This window comes from Orlajensenia flava (genome assembly GCF_004801905.1).
In the GTDB taxonomy this organism is placed as follows: domain Bacteria; phylum Actinomycetota; class Actinomycetes; order Actinomycetales; family Microbacteriaceae; genus Orlajensenia; species Orlajensenia flava.
Map to the genome: position 1 here is coordinate 944636 of NZ_SSSN01000003.1, position 15536 is coordinate 960171.

Genomic DNA, 15536 nt, shown 5'->3' on the forward strand with positions numbered 1-15536 from the left:
TCAGCTCTCGGGTGCGGCAGGCGACTTGGGCGAGAGCGCGCCCTTGGCCACCAGGTGAGGCGCGGACTGCGCGACCGGCTTGATGACGATGAGGTCGAGGTCGACGTGGAACGGTCGCCCGATCGCGTGGACGATCTCCTCGGCGACGTCATCGGCCGAGAGGGGATTCGGCACCTCGGCGTAGACGGCATCCGCCCGCTCCTGGTCGCCATCGAACCTCACGAGGGAGAACTCCTCGGTGTGCACCATGCCCGGGGCGACCTCGATCACGCGGATGGGCTCGCCATTCAGTTCGAGACGCAGCACCGCCGTCATCGCGTGGGCGGCGAACTTGGCGGCGTTGTATCCGCCCCCGCCGACGTAGGCGACGAGGCCCGCGATTGAGGTGACATTGAGGATGTCGACGCTGCCGCCCTCGTCGGCGACCGTGCGCCGAAGCAGCGGAAGGAGCGCACTCGTGACGCGCTTGACGCCGAGGACGTTGATCTCGAACATCCACGCCCAGTCGTCCACATCGCTGGCCTCGACCGAGTCCAGCCCCTTCGCCCCTCCCGCGTTGTTGACCAGTGCGTGCAGCGGGCCGGTCGCGGCGAGGTGGTCGCGCAGGGCGTCGACGTCGGCCTGCTGGGTGAGATCGGCCACGAAGACGGATGCCCCGGTCTCCGCGGCGAGCGCCTCCAGGCGGTCGGCTCGCCGAGCGACGCCGACGACATCCCAGCCGTCGCTGCGGAAACGGCGAACGGTCGCCGCCCCGATTCCCGAGCTCGCACCGGTGACCACAACACGCCTGTTCGCCATGAGGTCATTCTGTCAGCCCGCCCACCCGTGAGAATGGAGGCATGACGAGCCTCGATCCTCAGCCGCGCGTCCGTCCCCGTCGACGGGTGCCGCTGTGGGACAACGCGCGCTGGATCGCCATCACCCTCGTCGTGATCGGCCACGGCATCCTCCCGCTCATCGGCGCCTCCGACACCTCCTACTCCGTCTACCTGTTCATCTACGCCTTCCACATGCCCGTCTTCGTGCTGGTGAGCGGTTACTTCGCCAAGTCTGGACCGCCCGGGCCGAGCCAGCTCAAGCGCGTGATCACCGACATCGTGCTGCCCTACCTGATCTTCGAGACCATCTGGACCCTCGTGCACTGGTTGGTCGGCGGGAACTTCTGGCTGGACTACGCCACGGCCAGCTGGACCCTGTGGTTCCTGCTCTCGCTCGCGGTGTGGCGCATCGTGCTGCCCTACCTCGTCATGCTGCGCTATCCGCTGGCGATCTCGATGGTGGTCTCGGTGTTCGCGGGATACTTCCCCTCCATCGACTCGACCTTCTCCCTCTCGCGCACCATCGCCCTCCTGCCGTTCTTCGTCTTCGGATGGGCGATCCGGCAACGTCAGCTCACCGGCCGATGGCTGGCACTGCCGCCGCGCATCATCTGGCGCTGGCGCGGGGCCGCCATCGCGTTGTTCACGGCTCTGGCGGTCTTCATCGCGCTGAACATCGACTGGCTGCGGGCCATCAAGATCCGTCGATTCCTGCTGTTCGACGAGGCGTATCCCACCATCGGCTACGACCAGTTCTGGGCGGGTGGCATCCGTCTGGCGGTGATGGTGCTCGCCATGGTGCTCGCACTGGCGTTCCTCGCGCTCATGCCCCGACGGGCGACCTGGTTCACCGCACTCGGCTCGGCGACCATGTACATCTACCTCCTGCACACCTTCCTCCTCTACCCGCTGCGCGAGACGCCGGTGCTCGCGGGCGACAAGCCGTGGTGGGTGCTCCCCGCCGTGATCGCGCTGTGCATCGCGATCGCGATCGTGCTCTCGCAGCCGTTCATCCACCGCATCTTTCGCCCGCTCGTTGAGCCGCGGGCACGCTGGCTGTTCCGGCAGGAGCCCCGCACCGAGACGGGAACCCTCGTGCTGCCTCCGGACATCCGCGGCTGAACCCCCGCATTACCGCGTGTGTCGACGCGCATTGATACGTCTGCATCGGATGCCTAGCCTCGTGCAGGAGTAGCGGAGGAAGGTCCTCCAGCACCCCAAGGAGAACCCGATGAGCGAGACCAACGCGACCTGGGCGTTCGAGACGCAGCAGGTGCACGCCGGAGCCGCCCCCGATCCGACCACCAACGCCCGGGCGACGCCGATCTACCAGACCACGTCCTACGTGTTCAACAACGCCGAGCACGCCAAGAACCTGTTCGCGCTCGCGGAGTTCGGCAACATCTACACCCGCATCCAGAACCCGACCCAGGCGGTCGTCGAGGAGCGCGTCGCTGCGCTCGAAGGCGGAACCGGCGCACTGCTCGTCGCGTCAGGACAGGCAGCCGAGACCTTCGCGGTGCTCAACATCGCTCAGGCGGGCGACCACATCGTCTCGTCGTCGTCCATCTACGGCGGCACGTACAACCTGTTCAAGTACACGCTCGCGAAGCTCGGCATCGAGACCACGTTCGTGGAGAACCAGGACGACGCCGACGAATGGCGCCGTGCGGTGCGCCCGAACACCAAGCTGTTCTTCGCCGAGACGATCGGCAACCCGAAGATCAACATCCTCGACATCGAACTGGTGGCGGGCATCGCCCACGACAGCGGTGTTCCGTTGATCGTCGACAACACCATCGCCACGCCCTACCTCATCCGTCCCTTCGAGCACGGCGCCGACATCATCGTGCACTCGGCCACCAAGTTCCTCGGCGGCCATGGCACGACCATCGGCGGCGTCATCGTCGACGGCGGAAAGTTCGAGTGGTCGAAGAACGTCGAGAAGTTCCCCGGCCTCACCGAGCCCGACCCGTCCTACCACGGGGCGAGCTACACGGCAGCGGTCGGCGACGGTCTGGCCTACGTCATCAAGGCTCGCGTTCAGCTGCTCCGCGACCTCGGCGCCGCGATCGCGCCGAACAGCGCGTGGCTGCTCATCCAGGGCATCGAGACGCTCTCGCTCCGCATCGAGCGGCACGTGCAGAACGCCCAGGAGATCGCCGAGTGGCTCGACAACCACCCCGACATCGCCTCGGTGAACTACTCGGGCCTGCCGGAGAGCCCGTGGTACGCCGCCGCCAACAAGTACGCCCCGAAGGGCGTGGGCGCGGTGCTCTCGTTCGAGCTCAAGGGCGGCGTGGACGCCGGACGGGCCCTGGTCGACAACCTCAGCCTGTTCAGCCATCTCGCCAACATCGGCGACGTCCGTTCGCTGGTCATCCACCCCGCATCGACGACCCACTCGCAGCTGACACCCGAGCAGCAGCTCACCACCGGCGTCACGCCCGGACTGGTGCGCCTCTCGGTGGGCATCGAGAACGTCGAGGACCTCAAGGCCGACCTCGAGGCCGGGCTGGCCGCGGCACGCGCCGTGACCGCAGCGGCCCTCGTCGCCGAGTAGTCCGCACCGACCAGCACCCCGTAACAAACCGAGTGCCGCCGGTGGTCTGCCGGAAGATGGAATCATGGACTGGCAGACCCCGGCGGACTACTCCACCACGGTGATCACCGAGGCTCAAGTCCGTCAACTGGCGGGCAAGCCGCCCGTGTCCGGCGCGTGGCGCGACGGTGATCCAGCCGGTGAGCGCCGATTCGCACCGGTCGGTCGCATCGAGCTCGAGTCCGGTGAGTCGATCCCCTTCGTGCGCGTCGCCTTCGAGACCTGGGGCGAGCTCTCCCCCACCGCGGACAACGCGGTCCTTGTGCTGCACGCCCTCACCGGCGACAGCCACGTCACCGGCGATGCGACCCGCGGTCACGTCACGTCGGGCTGGTGGAAGCACATGGTCGGGCCGGGAGCTCCGATCGACACCGACCGCTACTTCGTCGTGGCGCCCAACCTGCTCGGCGGATGCCAGGGCTCCACCGGCCCGGCGTCGTTCGCCCCCGACGGCGTCGAGTGGGGTTCCCGGTTCCCGTTCGTCACCATCCGCGATCAGGTCACCGCCCAGGTCGCCCTCGCCGACGAGCTCGGCATCCGGAGCTGGGCCGGCATCGTCGGCGGCTCGATGGGCGGAATGCACGCCCTCGAGTGGGCCGTCACGCATCCCGACAGGGTGGAGCGCCTCGCCATCCTCGCCGCGCCGCCTGCCCTCACCGCCGATCAGGTGGCCACGAACTCCCTGCAGATCGAGGCCGTGCGCAGCGACCCGCACTTCCACGGCGGCGACTACTACGACTCCGACGAGGGCCCCGCATCCGGCCTCGCCCTCGCCCGGCGGATGGCGATGCTCAACTATCGCAGCGCGACCGAGCTCAACGACCGGTTCTCTCGCAGCTGGCAGAGCGGCATCTCACCGCTCGGCGACGGCGGCCGCTTCGCGGTGGAGAGCTACCTCGACTTCCACGGCAACCGCTTCACCCGACGGTTCGACGCCAACAGCTACATCTGCCTCGTCGACGCGATGAACTCGCACGACGTCGGCCGTGGCCGTGGCGGCGTCGATGCGGCGCTGGCCCGCGTGAGTGCGCTCACCCTCGTGCTCGGGATCTCGAGCGACCGCCTCTTCCCCGTCGACGGCCAGCGGGTGATCGCTGCGGGCATCCGCGACACCCTCGACGGCTCCGAGCCCGTCGTGCTGGACTCCGCCTTCGGGCACGACGGATTCCTCATCGAGGAGGAGGCGGTGGGCGCGCACCTGCGTCGCCTGCTGCGCACCGTGCCTTAGAGTGCTCTCAGCATCATCACATCGAGAGTGGCGGGTCCCATGAAGCGCATCCTCAAGGAGCGCGACCGCCTGCTCAGACGCACCGCCCGACTGGGTGGCCTGATGAGCGTCGCGATGGCCGTCATCGTCCTGTGCGTGCCCGGAACGACGGATGCGATCACCCTCGCCGTCTCCCTCATCCTCCTGGCGCTGGCGAGCATCGCCCTCTACCTGCTCGGCTGGACGGGGCAGTTGCGCTGGGTCGCCGCGACCCTCGTGATCGGTCTCGCGGCCATCACCGTGATCGGCTTCGGCGACCCCGGCCACAACGAGTCGTCGACGACCGCCGTCATCGTCATCGCGGGCGGCGTCATCGCAGCTGCCGCGCTCATCCTCCCAGTCAGCACCGCCCGCATCGGGGTGTTCGTCGCCGGATTCATCATCACCGCGGTCGTGGCGACCTTCGCGTCGGCCGGCTACGGCGCCGTGAGCATGTACGCGAGCCTGTTCGTCGTGGCCGGTTGGGCATCGGCCGGACTCGTCGGCTGGTGGATGGGCCAGAGCGTCCCGAGGGTCATGCACCGCATCGCGAGCGTCGGCCGCGCCCATCGCAGCGAGCGGCAGGCGAGCGAGCGCGAGGCGCAACGCCGTCAGGACGCCCGCCTGCTGCACGACACGGTGCTCGCCACCCTGACGCTGCTGGCGCACTCCGGCGTCGGCGTGAGCGAGCACGCGCTCCGTCTCCAGGCGGCGGATGACGCCCGGTTGCTGCGCCAACTCCGCCTCGGCGGGAAGCCGATGCCGCGCGCCTCGGGGGTGTACACGCTCGAGCCGGTGGCCGAGACCGAACTCGGCACGACGCTCGAATCCGTCAAGCAGCGCTTCAGCCGCATGGGCCTCGAGGTCAGCTGGCACGGGCACGGGCAGGTTCTGCTGCCCAGCAACGTGCTCGACTCGTTCCTCGGCGCGCTGGGCGAGTGCCTCGAGAACGTCCGCAGGCACGCCGAGGTCACCGAGGCCGACGTCACCATCACCGACGACGACACCACCGTCCGCGCGATGGTGACCGACTCCGGCGTGGGATTCGACATCGGCCAGATCGCCGACGGCCGGCTGGGCTTCGCCGAGTCCGTCGTCGCCCGGCTTCGGGACGTGGGCGGCAACGCCCGCCTGTTCTCCTCCCCCGGCTCGGGCACCACCGTCGTCCTGGAGGTTCCCAAGTGAGCCACGTCGAGGAGAACACTCTCGGCGTCGTCGTCGGGCGTGAGAACCTGCCCCGACGTACGCGCCAGTTCCGTCGCCCGCAGCGCACCGTCAGCACGACGCGTGCCAATCAGCACGTGCTCGGCAACCGACATCTCACCGTCGGGACGGTCGCCGCATCCGCCGCCCTCACCCTGTTCTTCCTGATGCTGTTCATCATGGAACTGCCGCGGATGCCCTCGCCGCTCCCGGCCGTGATCGCGTGGATCGTGCTCGGCGGGATCGTCGCCGTGACCGCGCTCATCGTGCGGGCGCTGTCCATGCGGATGCCGACCTGGTTGTTCGCGACCAGTCTGGTGGGCGGCGCCAGCGTCATCCTGCTCGACCAGGTCGCCACCTGGGGCCTCAGCGAGCAGCATGTCGCCTCCACCGCGGCACTCGCCGTCCCCGCCCTGCTGCTCGCGATCGTGACCCTGCGAGAGACGATGCAGGTCATCATCGCCGACGCCGTCATCGGAGTGGCGCTCGTCGTTTGCGCGGCGGTGGAGAAGCGGACCGACCTGCTGAGCCTGGCGCCTGAGCTCATGCTCATCGGAATCGCGATCGGCGCGCCTCTTCTGGGAGTCGCCATCGTGCGGGCGTACCGGCGCATGGTGCAGCTCGAACTCGACCTCGCGCTCGTCCAGAGCACGGTGCAGGCGCCTCGACTGGCTGTCGGCATGCTCGCGTCCGAGGAGCTCACCCGTCTCGACGACGACGCCGAGCGGCTACTCGACGATGTCGCCGAAGGTCGGCTTCCGCTTCCCCTCGCCAGCCAGCAGTCCACGACGGCGGCAGCGCTGGCGACCGCCCTCCGCCTCAACCTCATCGAGGGCCGCAAGGAGACCTGGCTTCGACATGCCGTCGCCGAGTCGGAGTTCCTCGCGCCGGCCGTCACGATCGATGACACCTCGAGCCTCGCCGGCCTCCTCGGAGCCGAGCAACGCGATGCGCTCCTGCTCGCGCTCTGGCTGCTCGTGAGCAACGGCGACCGCTGGGGTGCCACGGTGCACCTCGTCTTCGGTCCGGCCCGACCGCCCGTAGCCGGCTCGTTCCGACGGGTGAGATTCCCGATCGTGCTGGAAACCACCGGAGTGCCGCGGCGCCGTGTGGACTCCGCGGCGTGGGACGCTATGGGTACCGTCGGTCCGCACGTCGACACGGTGCGCGAAGGCAGCCTCCGTGTCGAGATCGACTGCAGTGTCGACCGCCCGAGCGACACCTAGAAGATGACCAGGCGGCCCAGGCTGCCGACAGGAGGAAAACACAGTGGCACGTTCAGGTCCGATCCGGCTCGCCCTCGTCGACGATCACCGGATGCTCTTGGGAGCGCTGACCGAGTGGATCCGCAACGCCGCGGATGACATCGAGCTCGTGGCGGCGGTGACCACCTGGCCCGAGCTGCTCACCAGTCCCGAGTTCCCGGTCGACGTCGTGCTGCTCGACCTCGACCTCAAGGACAACATCCCCATCTCGCTCAAGCTCTCGACGCTCAAGACGACGGGCGTCAAGACCGTGCTCATGAGCACCTACTCGGAGCCCGCCGTGGTCAAGCAGGCGCTCGACTCCGGTGCACTCGGCTACCTCGTCAAGAGCGAGGAGGCCGGAATGATCGTGGAGGCCATCCGCGCCGCGAATCAGGGCGAGTCCTACATCTCCGAGGAGCTCGACCTCGCCATCAACTCGGTCTCCGCAGGCGACGCCCCGAGGCTGTCCGCACAAGAGCGCCGGGTCATGGCGCTCTACGGCGCCGGTGAGCCCGTGAAGTCGGTCGCCTACCAGCTCGGCATCTCGGAGGAGACCGCCAAGAGCTACCTCAAGCGCATCCGCGAGAAGTACCGCCAGGCTGGCTACGACGTGGGAACCAAGGTCGCGCTCCGCAAGCGCGCCATCCACGACGGCATCCTGCTGCAGACCGACTGAGCCCGGTCGGCGCTGTCGGGCGTGCGGGGGCGGTAGGCATATGCCGCGTCCCTCGCCGCGCCGGTTCGGTGCCATAACGCGCATCCCCTCGCGCGGCGGTGCCATAACGCGCATCCCGCTGCGGCCGCGCGCAAGATGCCAGCGGCCCACGTTCACCGCGGTGCCATAACGCGCATCAGCCCGCAGCCGTGCCGCATCGCGCTGCCGCTACTCTCACCGCAGCGCCATAACGCGCATCCCCGCGCCCGACACGGCCATAACGCGCATCCCGTCGCGGTTGCGCCCGAGCTACCCGCGTCCCCACGATCACCGCGGTGCCATAACGCGCATCAGCCCGCAGCCGTGCCGCATCGCGCTGCCGCTACTCTCACCGCAGCGCCATAACGCGCATCCCCGCGCCCGACACGGCCATAACGCGCATCCCGTCGCGGTTGCGCCCGAGCTACCCGCGTCCCCACGATCACCGCGGTGCCATAACGCGCATCCCCTCGCGCGACAGTGCCATAACGCGCATGCCGCCTAGAGAGCGGTCCCATACCGCTGTTCCGCCGCAACGCAACACCTCTCTGCCGCCGCGTCCGCCGCAACGCAACACCTCTCTGCCGCCGCATACGCCGCAGTGCAACACCTCGCCGCCGCGTCCGCCGCAACGCAACACCTCTCTGCCGCTGCGTTCGACGCAGTGCGATAACGCGCATCCACTCGTGCAGCAGTGTGATAACGCGCATCCGGCTGCCCCGAAGCGGCAGCTCACGCCCCCCGGCCGACGCCGATTCAGGCAATGGGGCGTCGTTCAGGCTGGAATCCGAGAACGGTGCCTGAGCAGCTCGTCATCGCCTGAATCGCGGGTGACGAAGACCTCTTCAGGCCACGTCGACGGATGTCAGCGCGCCCGTCCCATACGGCACGTCCACCCCGCGCACCCGCCGCGAGCGGTCGATGCCGAACGAGACGACCGCGAGGATGATGCCGGCGATGGTCAGCACCACGCCGATCCAGATTGGCGCGACGTAGCCGAGCCCGCCGGCGATCGCGAGCCCGCCGAGGAACGCCCCCAGCGCGTTGCCGATGTTGAGTGCCGAGTGGTTGAGGGCGGCCGCGATCGACTGGCTGTCGCGGGCGACATCCATCAGCCGGGTCTGGATGGTCGGCGAGAGAGCGGATGAGAACCCCCCGACCAGGAACGCACCGATGAACAGGCCGGCGATACTCGAGGCCGTGAGCGCCAGCCCAACGAGGGCGAGCAGGAGCAGCACGAAGCAGACGTACATCGTGCGGCGAACACTCCGGTCGGCCATGTGGCCCCCGACGATGTTGCCCGCCGTCATCCCGAGTCCGAATACCACCAGCACGAACGGCACGAATGCCGCCGGGAGCCCCGCCACGTCGGTAGCGATCGGGGCGATGTACGCGTAGGCGGCGAAGAAACCGCCGAACCCGATGGCGCCGATCGCCAGCGCGAACCACACCTGCAGGCGGGTGAACGCCCGCAGCTCGTTGCGCATGGTGGCCTGCGGGTTTCCCGGCTGCCACGGCACCGCGAGAGCGACGGCCACGAAGGTGAGCGCGAAGATGGCGGCGACGGCGATGTACGCGATGCGCCATCCGGCGACCTGCCCCAGCCAGGTGATGGACGGCACTCCGATGACGTTGGCGATGGTCAGCCCGCTGAGAACGAACGCGACGCCGCGGGCGCGCTTGCCTGGGCCCATGAGCTTCGCCGCCACGAGTGACGCGATGCCGAAGTAGGCGCCGTGGGGCAGTCCGGCCACGAATCGCGCCACAAGCACCCAACCGAAGGTCGGCAGCAGGGCCGAGGCGAGCGTAGCGAGCGTGAACGCCGTGAGTAGGGCGAGGAGGAGCTTCTTGCGCGGCCAGCGTGCGGCGAAGGCGGCGATGGTGGGCGCGCCGACGACGACGCCGAGCGCATAGGCCGAGATGAGCCAACCGGCCTGGGCGATCGCGCCCTCGGTGTCCGAGGCATAGAGCCCCGGCATGAGGTCGCTCGCGAGGTTAGGCAGCAGTCCCATGGCAACGAATTCGGTGGAACCGATGCCGAAGCCGCCCAGCGCGAGGGCGAGGAGGGCGAAACGGATGCGGGCCGGCGAGAGAGCGGTCCCGTCGGCTGCGAGGGTCACGAGCCCAGTGTAGCGAACGAATCGAATCGATTCGACTCGGATGGCGAAACCCGGGTCACGCTACGCGGATGAACGTCGAAAGCAGATCCAGCGACCCGGGGATGATGCGGAAGTACGCCCACGTTCCCCGCTTGCTCCGGGCGAGGAATCCGGCGTCGACGAGAATCCTCAGGTGGTGAGACACGGTCGGCTGGCTGAGGCCCAGCGGTTCCGTGAGGTCGCACACGCACGCCTCGCCATCCGCGTGGGCCGCGACCATCGAGAGCAGTCGCAGGCGAGCGGGATCGGCCAGGGCCTTAATCGACCGGGCGAGCGACTCGGCGTTCCGGGCGGAGATCACTTCGCGGGTGATCGGCGCGCAGCACGCCTGCAGGTCGCGGAGGGGAAGGAGTTCGAGGGTTTCCACCGCGTCATCGTCCCATATGTATTGACATTCATCGATGTTTAATCGCAGACTTCATCCATCGGCGAATGTCGATGGAGGAGGTCGACCATGGGTGACTGTTCCGAACCGTGCACCTGCCCGCTGGAGTCCGGTGGCTGTTGCGAGTCAGGCTGCTGCGCGTCCGGCTGCTGCTGATTCAGGTGCAGCGGATGGGGCCGTCGGCTCGGCGACCCCATCCTGCACCACCCGCGTGGACGTCACCACCTCGCCCCGACCTCATCACGCCGGCACCCGGCCCCGACGCCATCCGCACCGCCCCGACCTCACGACCCCGCACCATCCCGACCTCACCCACCGCCCCGCCCCCACCCGCACTGACCCCGCGTCGACCTCACCCACGCCGGGCCGGCACCGCCACCGCCACCGCCACCACCACCACCACCGAGGAACGCATGACCCCCACCGTCCTGTTCGTCTGCGTCCACAACGCCGGGCGCTCGCAGATGGCTGCCGGCTACCTGCGATCCATCGCCGGGGACGCCGTTCGCGTGCTCTCGGCCGGCTCGGAGCCCGCCGATCGCATCAACCCGGTCGCCGTGGCGGCCATGGCCGAGGAGGGCATCGACATCACCGCGGAACTGCCCAGCATCCTCGACGTCGAACAGGTGCGGCTCTCCGATGCCGTCATCACGATGGGCTGCGGCGACGCCTGCCCGGTCTTCCCGGGCAAGCGCTACGAGGACTGGGAACTCGAGGACCCGGCCGGGCGCCCGCTCGAGGAGGTCCGGCCCATCCGGAACGACATCCGTCGCCGCGTCGAGCTCCTCGCGTCCGACCTGCTTCGCGTCGCGGACGCGTAACGAGAGGGAAGGAGCTCAGTCCTCGGCGTCGATCGCCTGTTCCAATCGCTCGACCTTGGCGTCGAGCTCTCCGGAATACCCGGGACGGATGTCGGCCTTCAGCACCAGTGAGACACGGGAGCCGAATGCACCGACGGCATCCGTCGCCTTCTTGACCACGTCGAACACCTCGTCCCACTCCCCCTCGATCTCCGTGAACATCGAGGTCGTGCGATTGGGCAGGCCCGATTCGCGGACGACTCGGACCGCCGCTGCGACGGCGTCGTGCACGGAACCGTCCGACCGACCGGTGCCGGACGGTGCCACGGAGAATGCGACGAGCATGATGACTCCTTCAGTCGGCCGCTCGTTCGAGCGACGCGTCTCCACTCTTCCAGACGGAACCGGCGCGGCGCACGGCCGTCGACGAATGAGAACCCGCCGACCACAGCGCCACCGCGCACCACACCAGGAGGACGACCTCGAGGAGGTTGCGCAGGGTGAGGACGGCGACGATCATCGGTTCCGCCGCCAGCAGTGCGCCGTAGAAGAACGGGTAGATCACCTGCGTGAGACCCGCCAGGACGAGCGCCATGGTCGCCGGGGCGCGCCAGTGACGACCGCGGTAGAGCAGTCCCAGGATGACGGGAGCCGCGATCCAGCAGAGGTACTGGGGCGAACCCACCTTGTTGACGGCGATGAACGCCATCACGAAACCGAGCGCCAATGGCGGGAACACCCGTACGAACTGACCGCCGGAGAGGACGGCGCGCACCCCGAGCGCCGCGACCGCGAGCACGACGACGGCCAGCAGAGGAGTCATGATCGCGGCGGCCACCTGAGTGCCCGCACCCGCTACCTCGAAGGTGTTGAGCGCGTGGTCGTAGAAGATGCGGGCATCGCCGACCCGAGCGGCCGCCAGCCAGAGCCACGGGATGCTCGCGGGAGCCTCGATCTGCAGGTCGCGCTCGGTCTGATCGCCGATGAAGCTGAACACGTTGGCGCCGGCACCGAGGACGAGGGCTACCAGCACGATGGCGGCCGAGGTGCCGACCACCGCGATGAGCACGCGCATCCGTCGCCGCGAGGCGATGACGAGCGCCCCGATGAGGGCGGCCGGCCACACCTTGATCCACGTGGCGATCGCGAGGAGCACGGCCGCCAGCCGAGGCCGTCCGGCCACGAACAACAGCGCGACGATGGCGAGCGGCACCGTCACCGCGTCGATGCGGCTGAGCGATATGGGGCCGAGCAGCGCGATGAACGCCAGCCACCACCAGGCCGCGCGATGCCTCCGCGCCGGACGCCCACCCCAACCGATCAGGATGCCGAACGCCACGGCGTCGAACACGATGACGAGGCCGAGCCAGACCGCTCCGTAGGCCGGTATTCCGGCGACGCCGGCCAGCAGCAGCGGAATGATCGCGACGATCGGATAGACCCACGGCCCGTCGATGCCCACGACGTACCCGCCGTCGAGCGCGGGCCTCACCCACTCGGGGTAGATGTAGGTGACATCGCCGAGCGGAATGCCGGGCCCGAGGAAGGCTGCGATGATGACGATCGCGTGGGCCGCAGCTAAGCCGATCCAGAGCACGAGCGGGCTCCGGGCCCAGCCGATCGCCGCCGTGCGGTCGCGGTCGGCCGTCATGGAGCCATCGTAACGGGCGTCAACATTCACGGGCGGTCGCTGAACCCGCGGTGCGCGAGGACGCGCGAGCACGCGTGCGCAGATGAAGCGCCCCACTGAACGCCTCAGCCCAGCAGGGCGGCGATCGTCGTCGGCAGGTCCTCCGCGACGTCGAGTGCGGTGATGGGGCCGCCTCCCGAGGCCAGCTCGGCCGCCCGTGCGTGCAACCAGGCCGCCGTCGCCGCGAGGGCGGGCATGGCCGTGGCGGCATCCGTCTCGATCTCGCGGGCGTGGGTGGCCACGAGCGCCCCGAGCACCCCACCCAGCACGTCGCCCGTCCCGGCGGTCGCGAGCCAGCCCGGCGCATCCGTCACGCTGATTGCAGCTGATCCCGGATGCGCGACCCACGTGGTCGCTCCCTTCAGCAGCACCGTCACGCCGAGCAGGTCGGCGCCCCGCTGCGCCCAGCGCGGCGGGTCGGAGGCGATCGCGTCGACCGTCGCGTCGGAGTCGTGACCCGCCAGCGCCCGCTGCAGTTCGCGGAAGTGCGGGGTCATGACGACCGGGCCGGTCGCGTCGCCGACGAGGTCGAGCGCTCCCGCATCGATAACGCACGGTACGCCCTCCCGCACGGCCCTTCCCAACTCGTCGGCGAGCGTCGGCGAGCGCTTCTGCGCATCCATCCCCGAGCCGATCAGCCACGCCTGCACCCGGCCGACGCCTCCGACCACCTCCGGCCGACGCGCCAGCACGGCGCCGGTCACTGCGCTCGGGCCGACGTAGCGCACCATGCCCACGCCGGTGCGCATCGCCGCGTCCACACCGAGCACCGCGGCGCCGGGATACGGCGTCGAACCCGTGATGACGCCGAGAACCCCCCGCGAGTACTTGTCATCGCCCTGCCGCGGAACGGCTACCCACTCCCGGGCGGCGCCCGCATCCCAGACCCTCGGCGTGCTGCTCATGTGCTCACGATAGGTTGTCGAGCGATGAACAGCACAGCCCGATCCCCCATCAGCCTGCCCGGACGAGTGGTCGTGTTCGACTACGGAGAGGTCATCTCGGTCGAACCGACCGCGGCCAACCGGGCCGAACTCCTCGCGATCGCCGGTGTCGCCGACGTCGACGCCGACGCGTTCTGGACGGCGTACTGGGCTCCCCGCGCGCCGTTGGATGCCGGAACCATCAGCATCCGCGAGTACTGGGACGCCGTCGCCGCCACGATGGGCCGGCAGTGGGACACCGCGACCGTGCACCTGCTCTGGGTGTGCGACGTGACCGGATGGATGAGCGTCAACACCGCGACGCTCGCGGTCATCGAACGCCTGGTCGCCGGAGGCACGCGCACAGCCCTGCTCTCCAACGCGGGCGCCGACTACTCCGGCTTCTTCCGGAACGGCTCGTTCGGCCACCTGTTCGAGCAGCACTTCATCAGCGGTGAGCTGCACCTCGTCAAGCCGGACGCCGCCATCTATCAGCACGTGTTGGACGCCCTCGGCATCGCCGCCGACCAGATGATCTTCATCGACAACCGGGCCGACAACGTCGCCGGCGCTGAGGACCTCGGCATCACCGGTCACGTCTTCACTAGCGCCGAACAGCTCAGCGCCTTCCTCGAGACGGCCCAGGTGGGGGTTTCCGCGTGAGCGCCCTGTTCACTCCCCTGACCGTGCGCGAACTCGCACTGCGCAACCGCCTCTGGGTGCCGGCCCTCTGCCAGTACACGGTCGAGAAGAAGGACGGCGTGCCCACCGACTGGCACCTCGTACACCTGGGCGCGATGGCATCGGGCGGGGCCGGACTCGTCATCGCCGAGGCGACGGCCGTGGTGCCGGATGGGCGCATCAGCGACGAGGACACCGGCATCTGGAACGACGAGCAGGCCGCAGCCTGGGCCCGGGTGACGGCGTTCATCCACTCCCAGGGCGCCGCCGCCGGAATGCAACTCGCCCACGCCGGGCGCAAGGCATCCGTCTGGCCCGAATGGGGTCACGACCGTCACGGCACCATGTCGATCGAGGACGGCGGCTGGCAGACGGCGTCGGCCTCCGCGGAGGCATTCGGCGAGTACGACGCCCCCGTCGCCCTCGACCAGGACGGCATCGAGGGTATCGTCGCAGCCTTCGCCGCCGCTGCCGTGCGGTCGGTGGAGGCGGGGTTCGACGTGGTCGAGGTGCACGCCGCGCACGGCTACCTCATCCACCAGTTCCTCTCCCCGCTCTCGAACCGCCGGACGGATGCCCACGGCGGCCCCCTCGAGAACCGTGCGCGTCTGCTGCTCGACATCGTGCGTGCGGTGCGGGCGGCGGTGGGAGAGGCCGTGCCCGTCTTCGTGCGCTTCTCCGCGACGGACTACGCCGAAGGCGGCTGGAACCGCGAGCAGACCGCCGTCGTCGCCGGGTGGGCGAGGGATGCCGGGGCCGACCTGTTCGACATCTCCAGCGGCGGAAACCTCTCGGGCGTCCGCATTCCGCTCGGCCCGGGATACCAGGTGCCGTTCGCCGAGTTCGTGAAGGAGCAGGCGGGGGTGCCGGTCGCGGCCGTCGGACTCATCACCGACGCGGAGCAGGCCGAGGAGATCGTCGCGTCCGGCCAGGCCGACGCGGTGCTGCTCGGGCGTGCGTTCATGCGCGATCCGCACTTCGGGCTGCGCGCGGCCTTCGAGCTCGGCCTCGAGGACGACGCGCTGTGGCCGCAGCAGTACCTACGGGCGCGGCCTCAGGTCAGCGGCGGGCAGTGGTGACGGCGCGCT

15 protein-coding genes are annotated in these 15536 nt (G+C 69.3%); 9 read left to right on the top strand and 6 right to left on the bottom strand.

Annotated features, from left to right (window positions below; translation table 11 throughout):
* On the bottom strand, nucleotides 1-798 hold the full coding sequence (locus E6C70_RS06405) for an SDR family oxidoreductase (protein ID WP_136423311.1): 798 nt from the start codon (nucleotides 796-798) through the stop codon (nucleotides 1-3).
* 41 nt (nucleotides 799-839) lie between these two features.
* Between E6C70_RS06405 and E6C70_RS06410 the strand changes: the two genes are divergently transcribed.
* The 6 genes from E6C70_RS06410 (at nucleotide 840) to E6C70_RS06435 (ending at nucleotide 7792) form a co-directional block, all read left to right on the top strand.
* Complete coding sequence (locus E6C70_RS06410) at nucleotides 840-1940, top strand: acyltransferase family protein (RefSeq protein WP_136423313.1); 1101 nt, start codon at nucleotides 840-842, stop codon at nucleotides 1938-1940.
* Between the two features lie 109 nt (nucleotides 1941-2049).
* The gene (locus E6C70_RS06415; protein ID WP_136423316.1) at nucleotides 2050-3381 is read left to right on the top strand and encodes a bifunctional o-acetylhomoserine/o-acetylserine sulfhydrylase; all 1332 of its coding nucleotides are present in this window, start codon (nucleotides 2050-2052) and stop codon (nucleotides 3379-3381) included.
* Between the two features lie 64 nt (nucleotides 3382-3445).
* Complete coding sequence (gene metX, locus E6C70_RS06420) at nucleotides 3446-4648, top strand: homoserine O-acetyltransferase MetX (protein WP_136423317.1); 1203 nt, start codon at nucleotides 3446-3448, stop codon at nucleotides 4646-4648.
* Between the two features lie 39 nt (nucleotides 4649-4687).
* Nucleotides 4688-5851 (top strand): sensor histidine kinase, encoded by a 1164-nt coding sequence (locus tag E6C70_RS06425; RefSeq protein ID WP_136423319.1) that lies wholly within the window; start codon nucleotides 4688-4690, stop codon nucleotides 5849-5851.
* Nucleotides 5848-7095, top strand: a complete 1248-nt coding sequence (locus E6C70_RS06430; protein WP_136423321.1) for a hypothetical protein — start codon at nucleotides 5848-5850, stop codon at nucleotides 7093-7095. Before E6C70_RS06425 ends, E6C70_RS06430 begins: the two co-directional genes overlap by 4 nt.
* Before the next feature lie 43 nt (nucleotides 7096-7138).
* On the top strand, nucleotides 7139-7792 hold the full coding sequence (locus E6C70_RS06435) for a response regulator transcription factor (RefSeq protein ID WP_136423323.1): 654 nt from the start codon (nucleotides 7139-7141) through the stop codon (nucleotides 7790-7792).
* Nucleotides 7793-8655: 863 nt separating this feature from the next.
* Here the strand turns inward: E6C70_RS06435 and E6C70_RS06445 are convergent.
* Nucleotides 8656-9930: an MFS transporter gene (locus E6C70_RS06445; protein ID WP_136423325.1), complete on the bottom strand. Its 1275-nt coding sequence runs from the start codon at nucleotides 9928-9930 to the stop codon at nucleotides 8656-8658.
* A 55-nt stretch (nucleotides 9931-9985) separates the two neighbouring features.
* Nucleotides 9986-10336 (bottom strand): ArsR/SmtB family transcription factor, encoded by a 351-nt coding sequence (locus E6C70_RS06450; RefSeq protein ID WP_136423327.1) that lies wholly within the window; start codon nucleotides 10334-10336, stop codon nucleotides 9986-9988.
* Between the two features lie 431 nt (nucleotides 10337-10767).
* On the opposite strand from E6C70_RS06450, the gene E6C70_RS06455 reads away from it, so the two are divergent.
* Nucleotides 10768-11175 (top strand): arsenate reductase ArsC, encoded by a 408-nt coding sequence (locus E6C70_RS06455; protein WP_136423329.1) that lies wholly within the window; start codon nucleotides 10768-10770, stop codon nucleotides 11173-11175.
* A 15-nt stretch (nucleotides 11176-11190) separates the two neighbouring features.
* Here the strand turns inward: E6C70_RS06455 and E6C70_RS06460 are convergent, their stop codons facing one another.
* From E6C70_RS06460 to E6C70_RS06470, 3 genes are all read right to left on the bottom strand, one after another.
* Nucleotides 11191-11499, bottom strand: a complete 309-nt coding sequence (locus E6C70_RS06460; protein WP_136423331.1) for a thiamine-binding protein — start codon at nucleotides 11497-11499, stop codon at nucleotides 11191-11193.
* A 10-nt stretch (nucleotides 11500-11509) separates the two neighbouring features.
* Nucleotides 11510-12805 carry a glycosyltransferase family 87 protein gene (locus E6C70_RS06465; protein WP_136423334.1) on the bottom strand — a complete coding sequence of 432 codons (1296 nt, stop codon included), beginning with the start codon at nucleotides 12803-12805 and terminating at the stop codon, nucleotides 11510-11512.
* A gap of 104 nt (nucleotides 12806-12909) precedes the next feature.
* Entirely contained in the window at nucleotides 12910-13749 is an 840-nt protein-coding gene (locus tag E6C70_RS06470; protein WP_136423336.1) for an ADP-dependent NAD(P)H-hydrate dehydratase, read from the bottom strand.
* Between the two features lie 24 nt (nucleotides 13750-13773).
* Between E6C70_RS06470 and E6C70_RS06475 the strand changes: the two genes are divergently transcribed.
* Both E6C70_RS06475 and E6C70_RS06480 read left to right on the top strand, forming a co-directional pair.
* Nucleotides 13774-14430: an HAD family hydrolase gene (locus E6C70_RS06475; protein WP_136423338.1), complete on the top strand. Its 657-nt coding sequence runs from the start codon at nucleotides 13774-13776 to the stop codon at nucleotides 14428-14430.
* The gene (locus E6C70_RS06480) at nucleotides 14427-15527 is read left to right on the top strand and encodes an NADH:flavin oxidoreductase/NADH oxidase (RefSeq protein ID WP_136423340.1); all 1101 of its coding nucleotides are present in this window, start codon (nucleotides 14427-14429) and stop codon (nucleotides 15525-15527) included. Before E6C70_RS06475 ends, E6C70_RS06480 begins: the two co-directional genes overlap by 4 nt.
* Nucleotides 15528-15536: the final 9 nt, after the last annotated feature.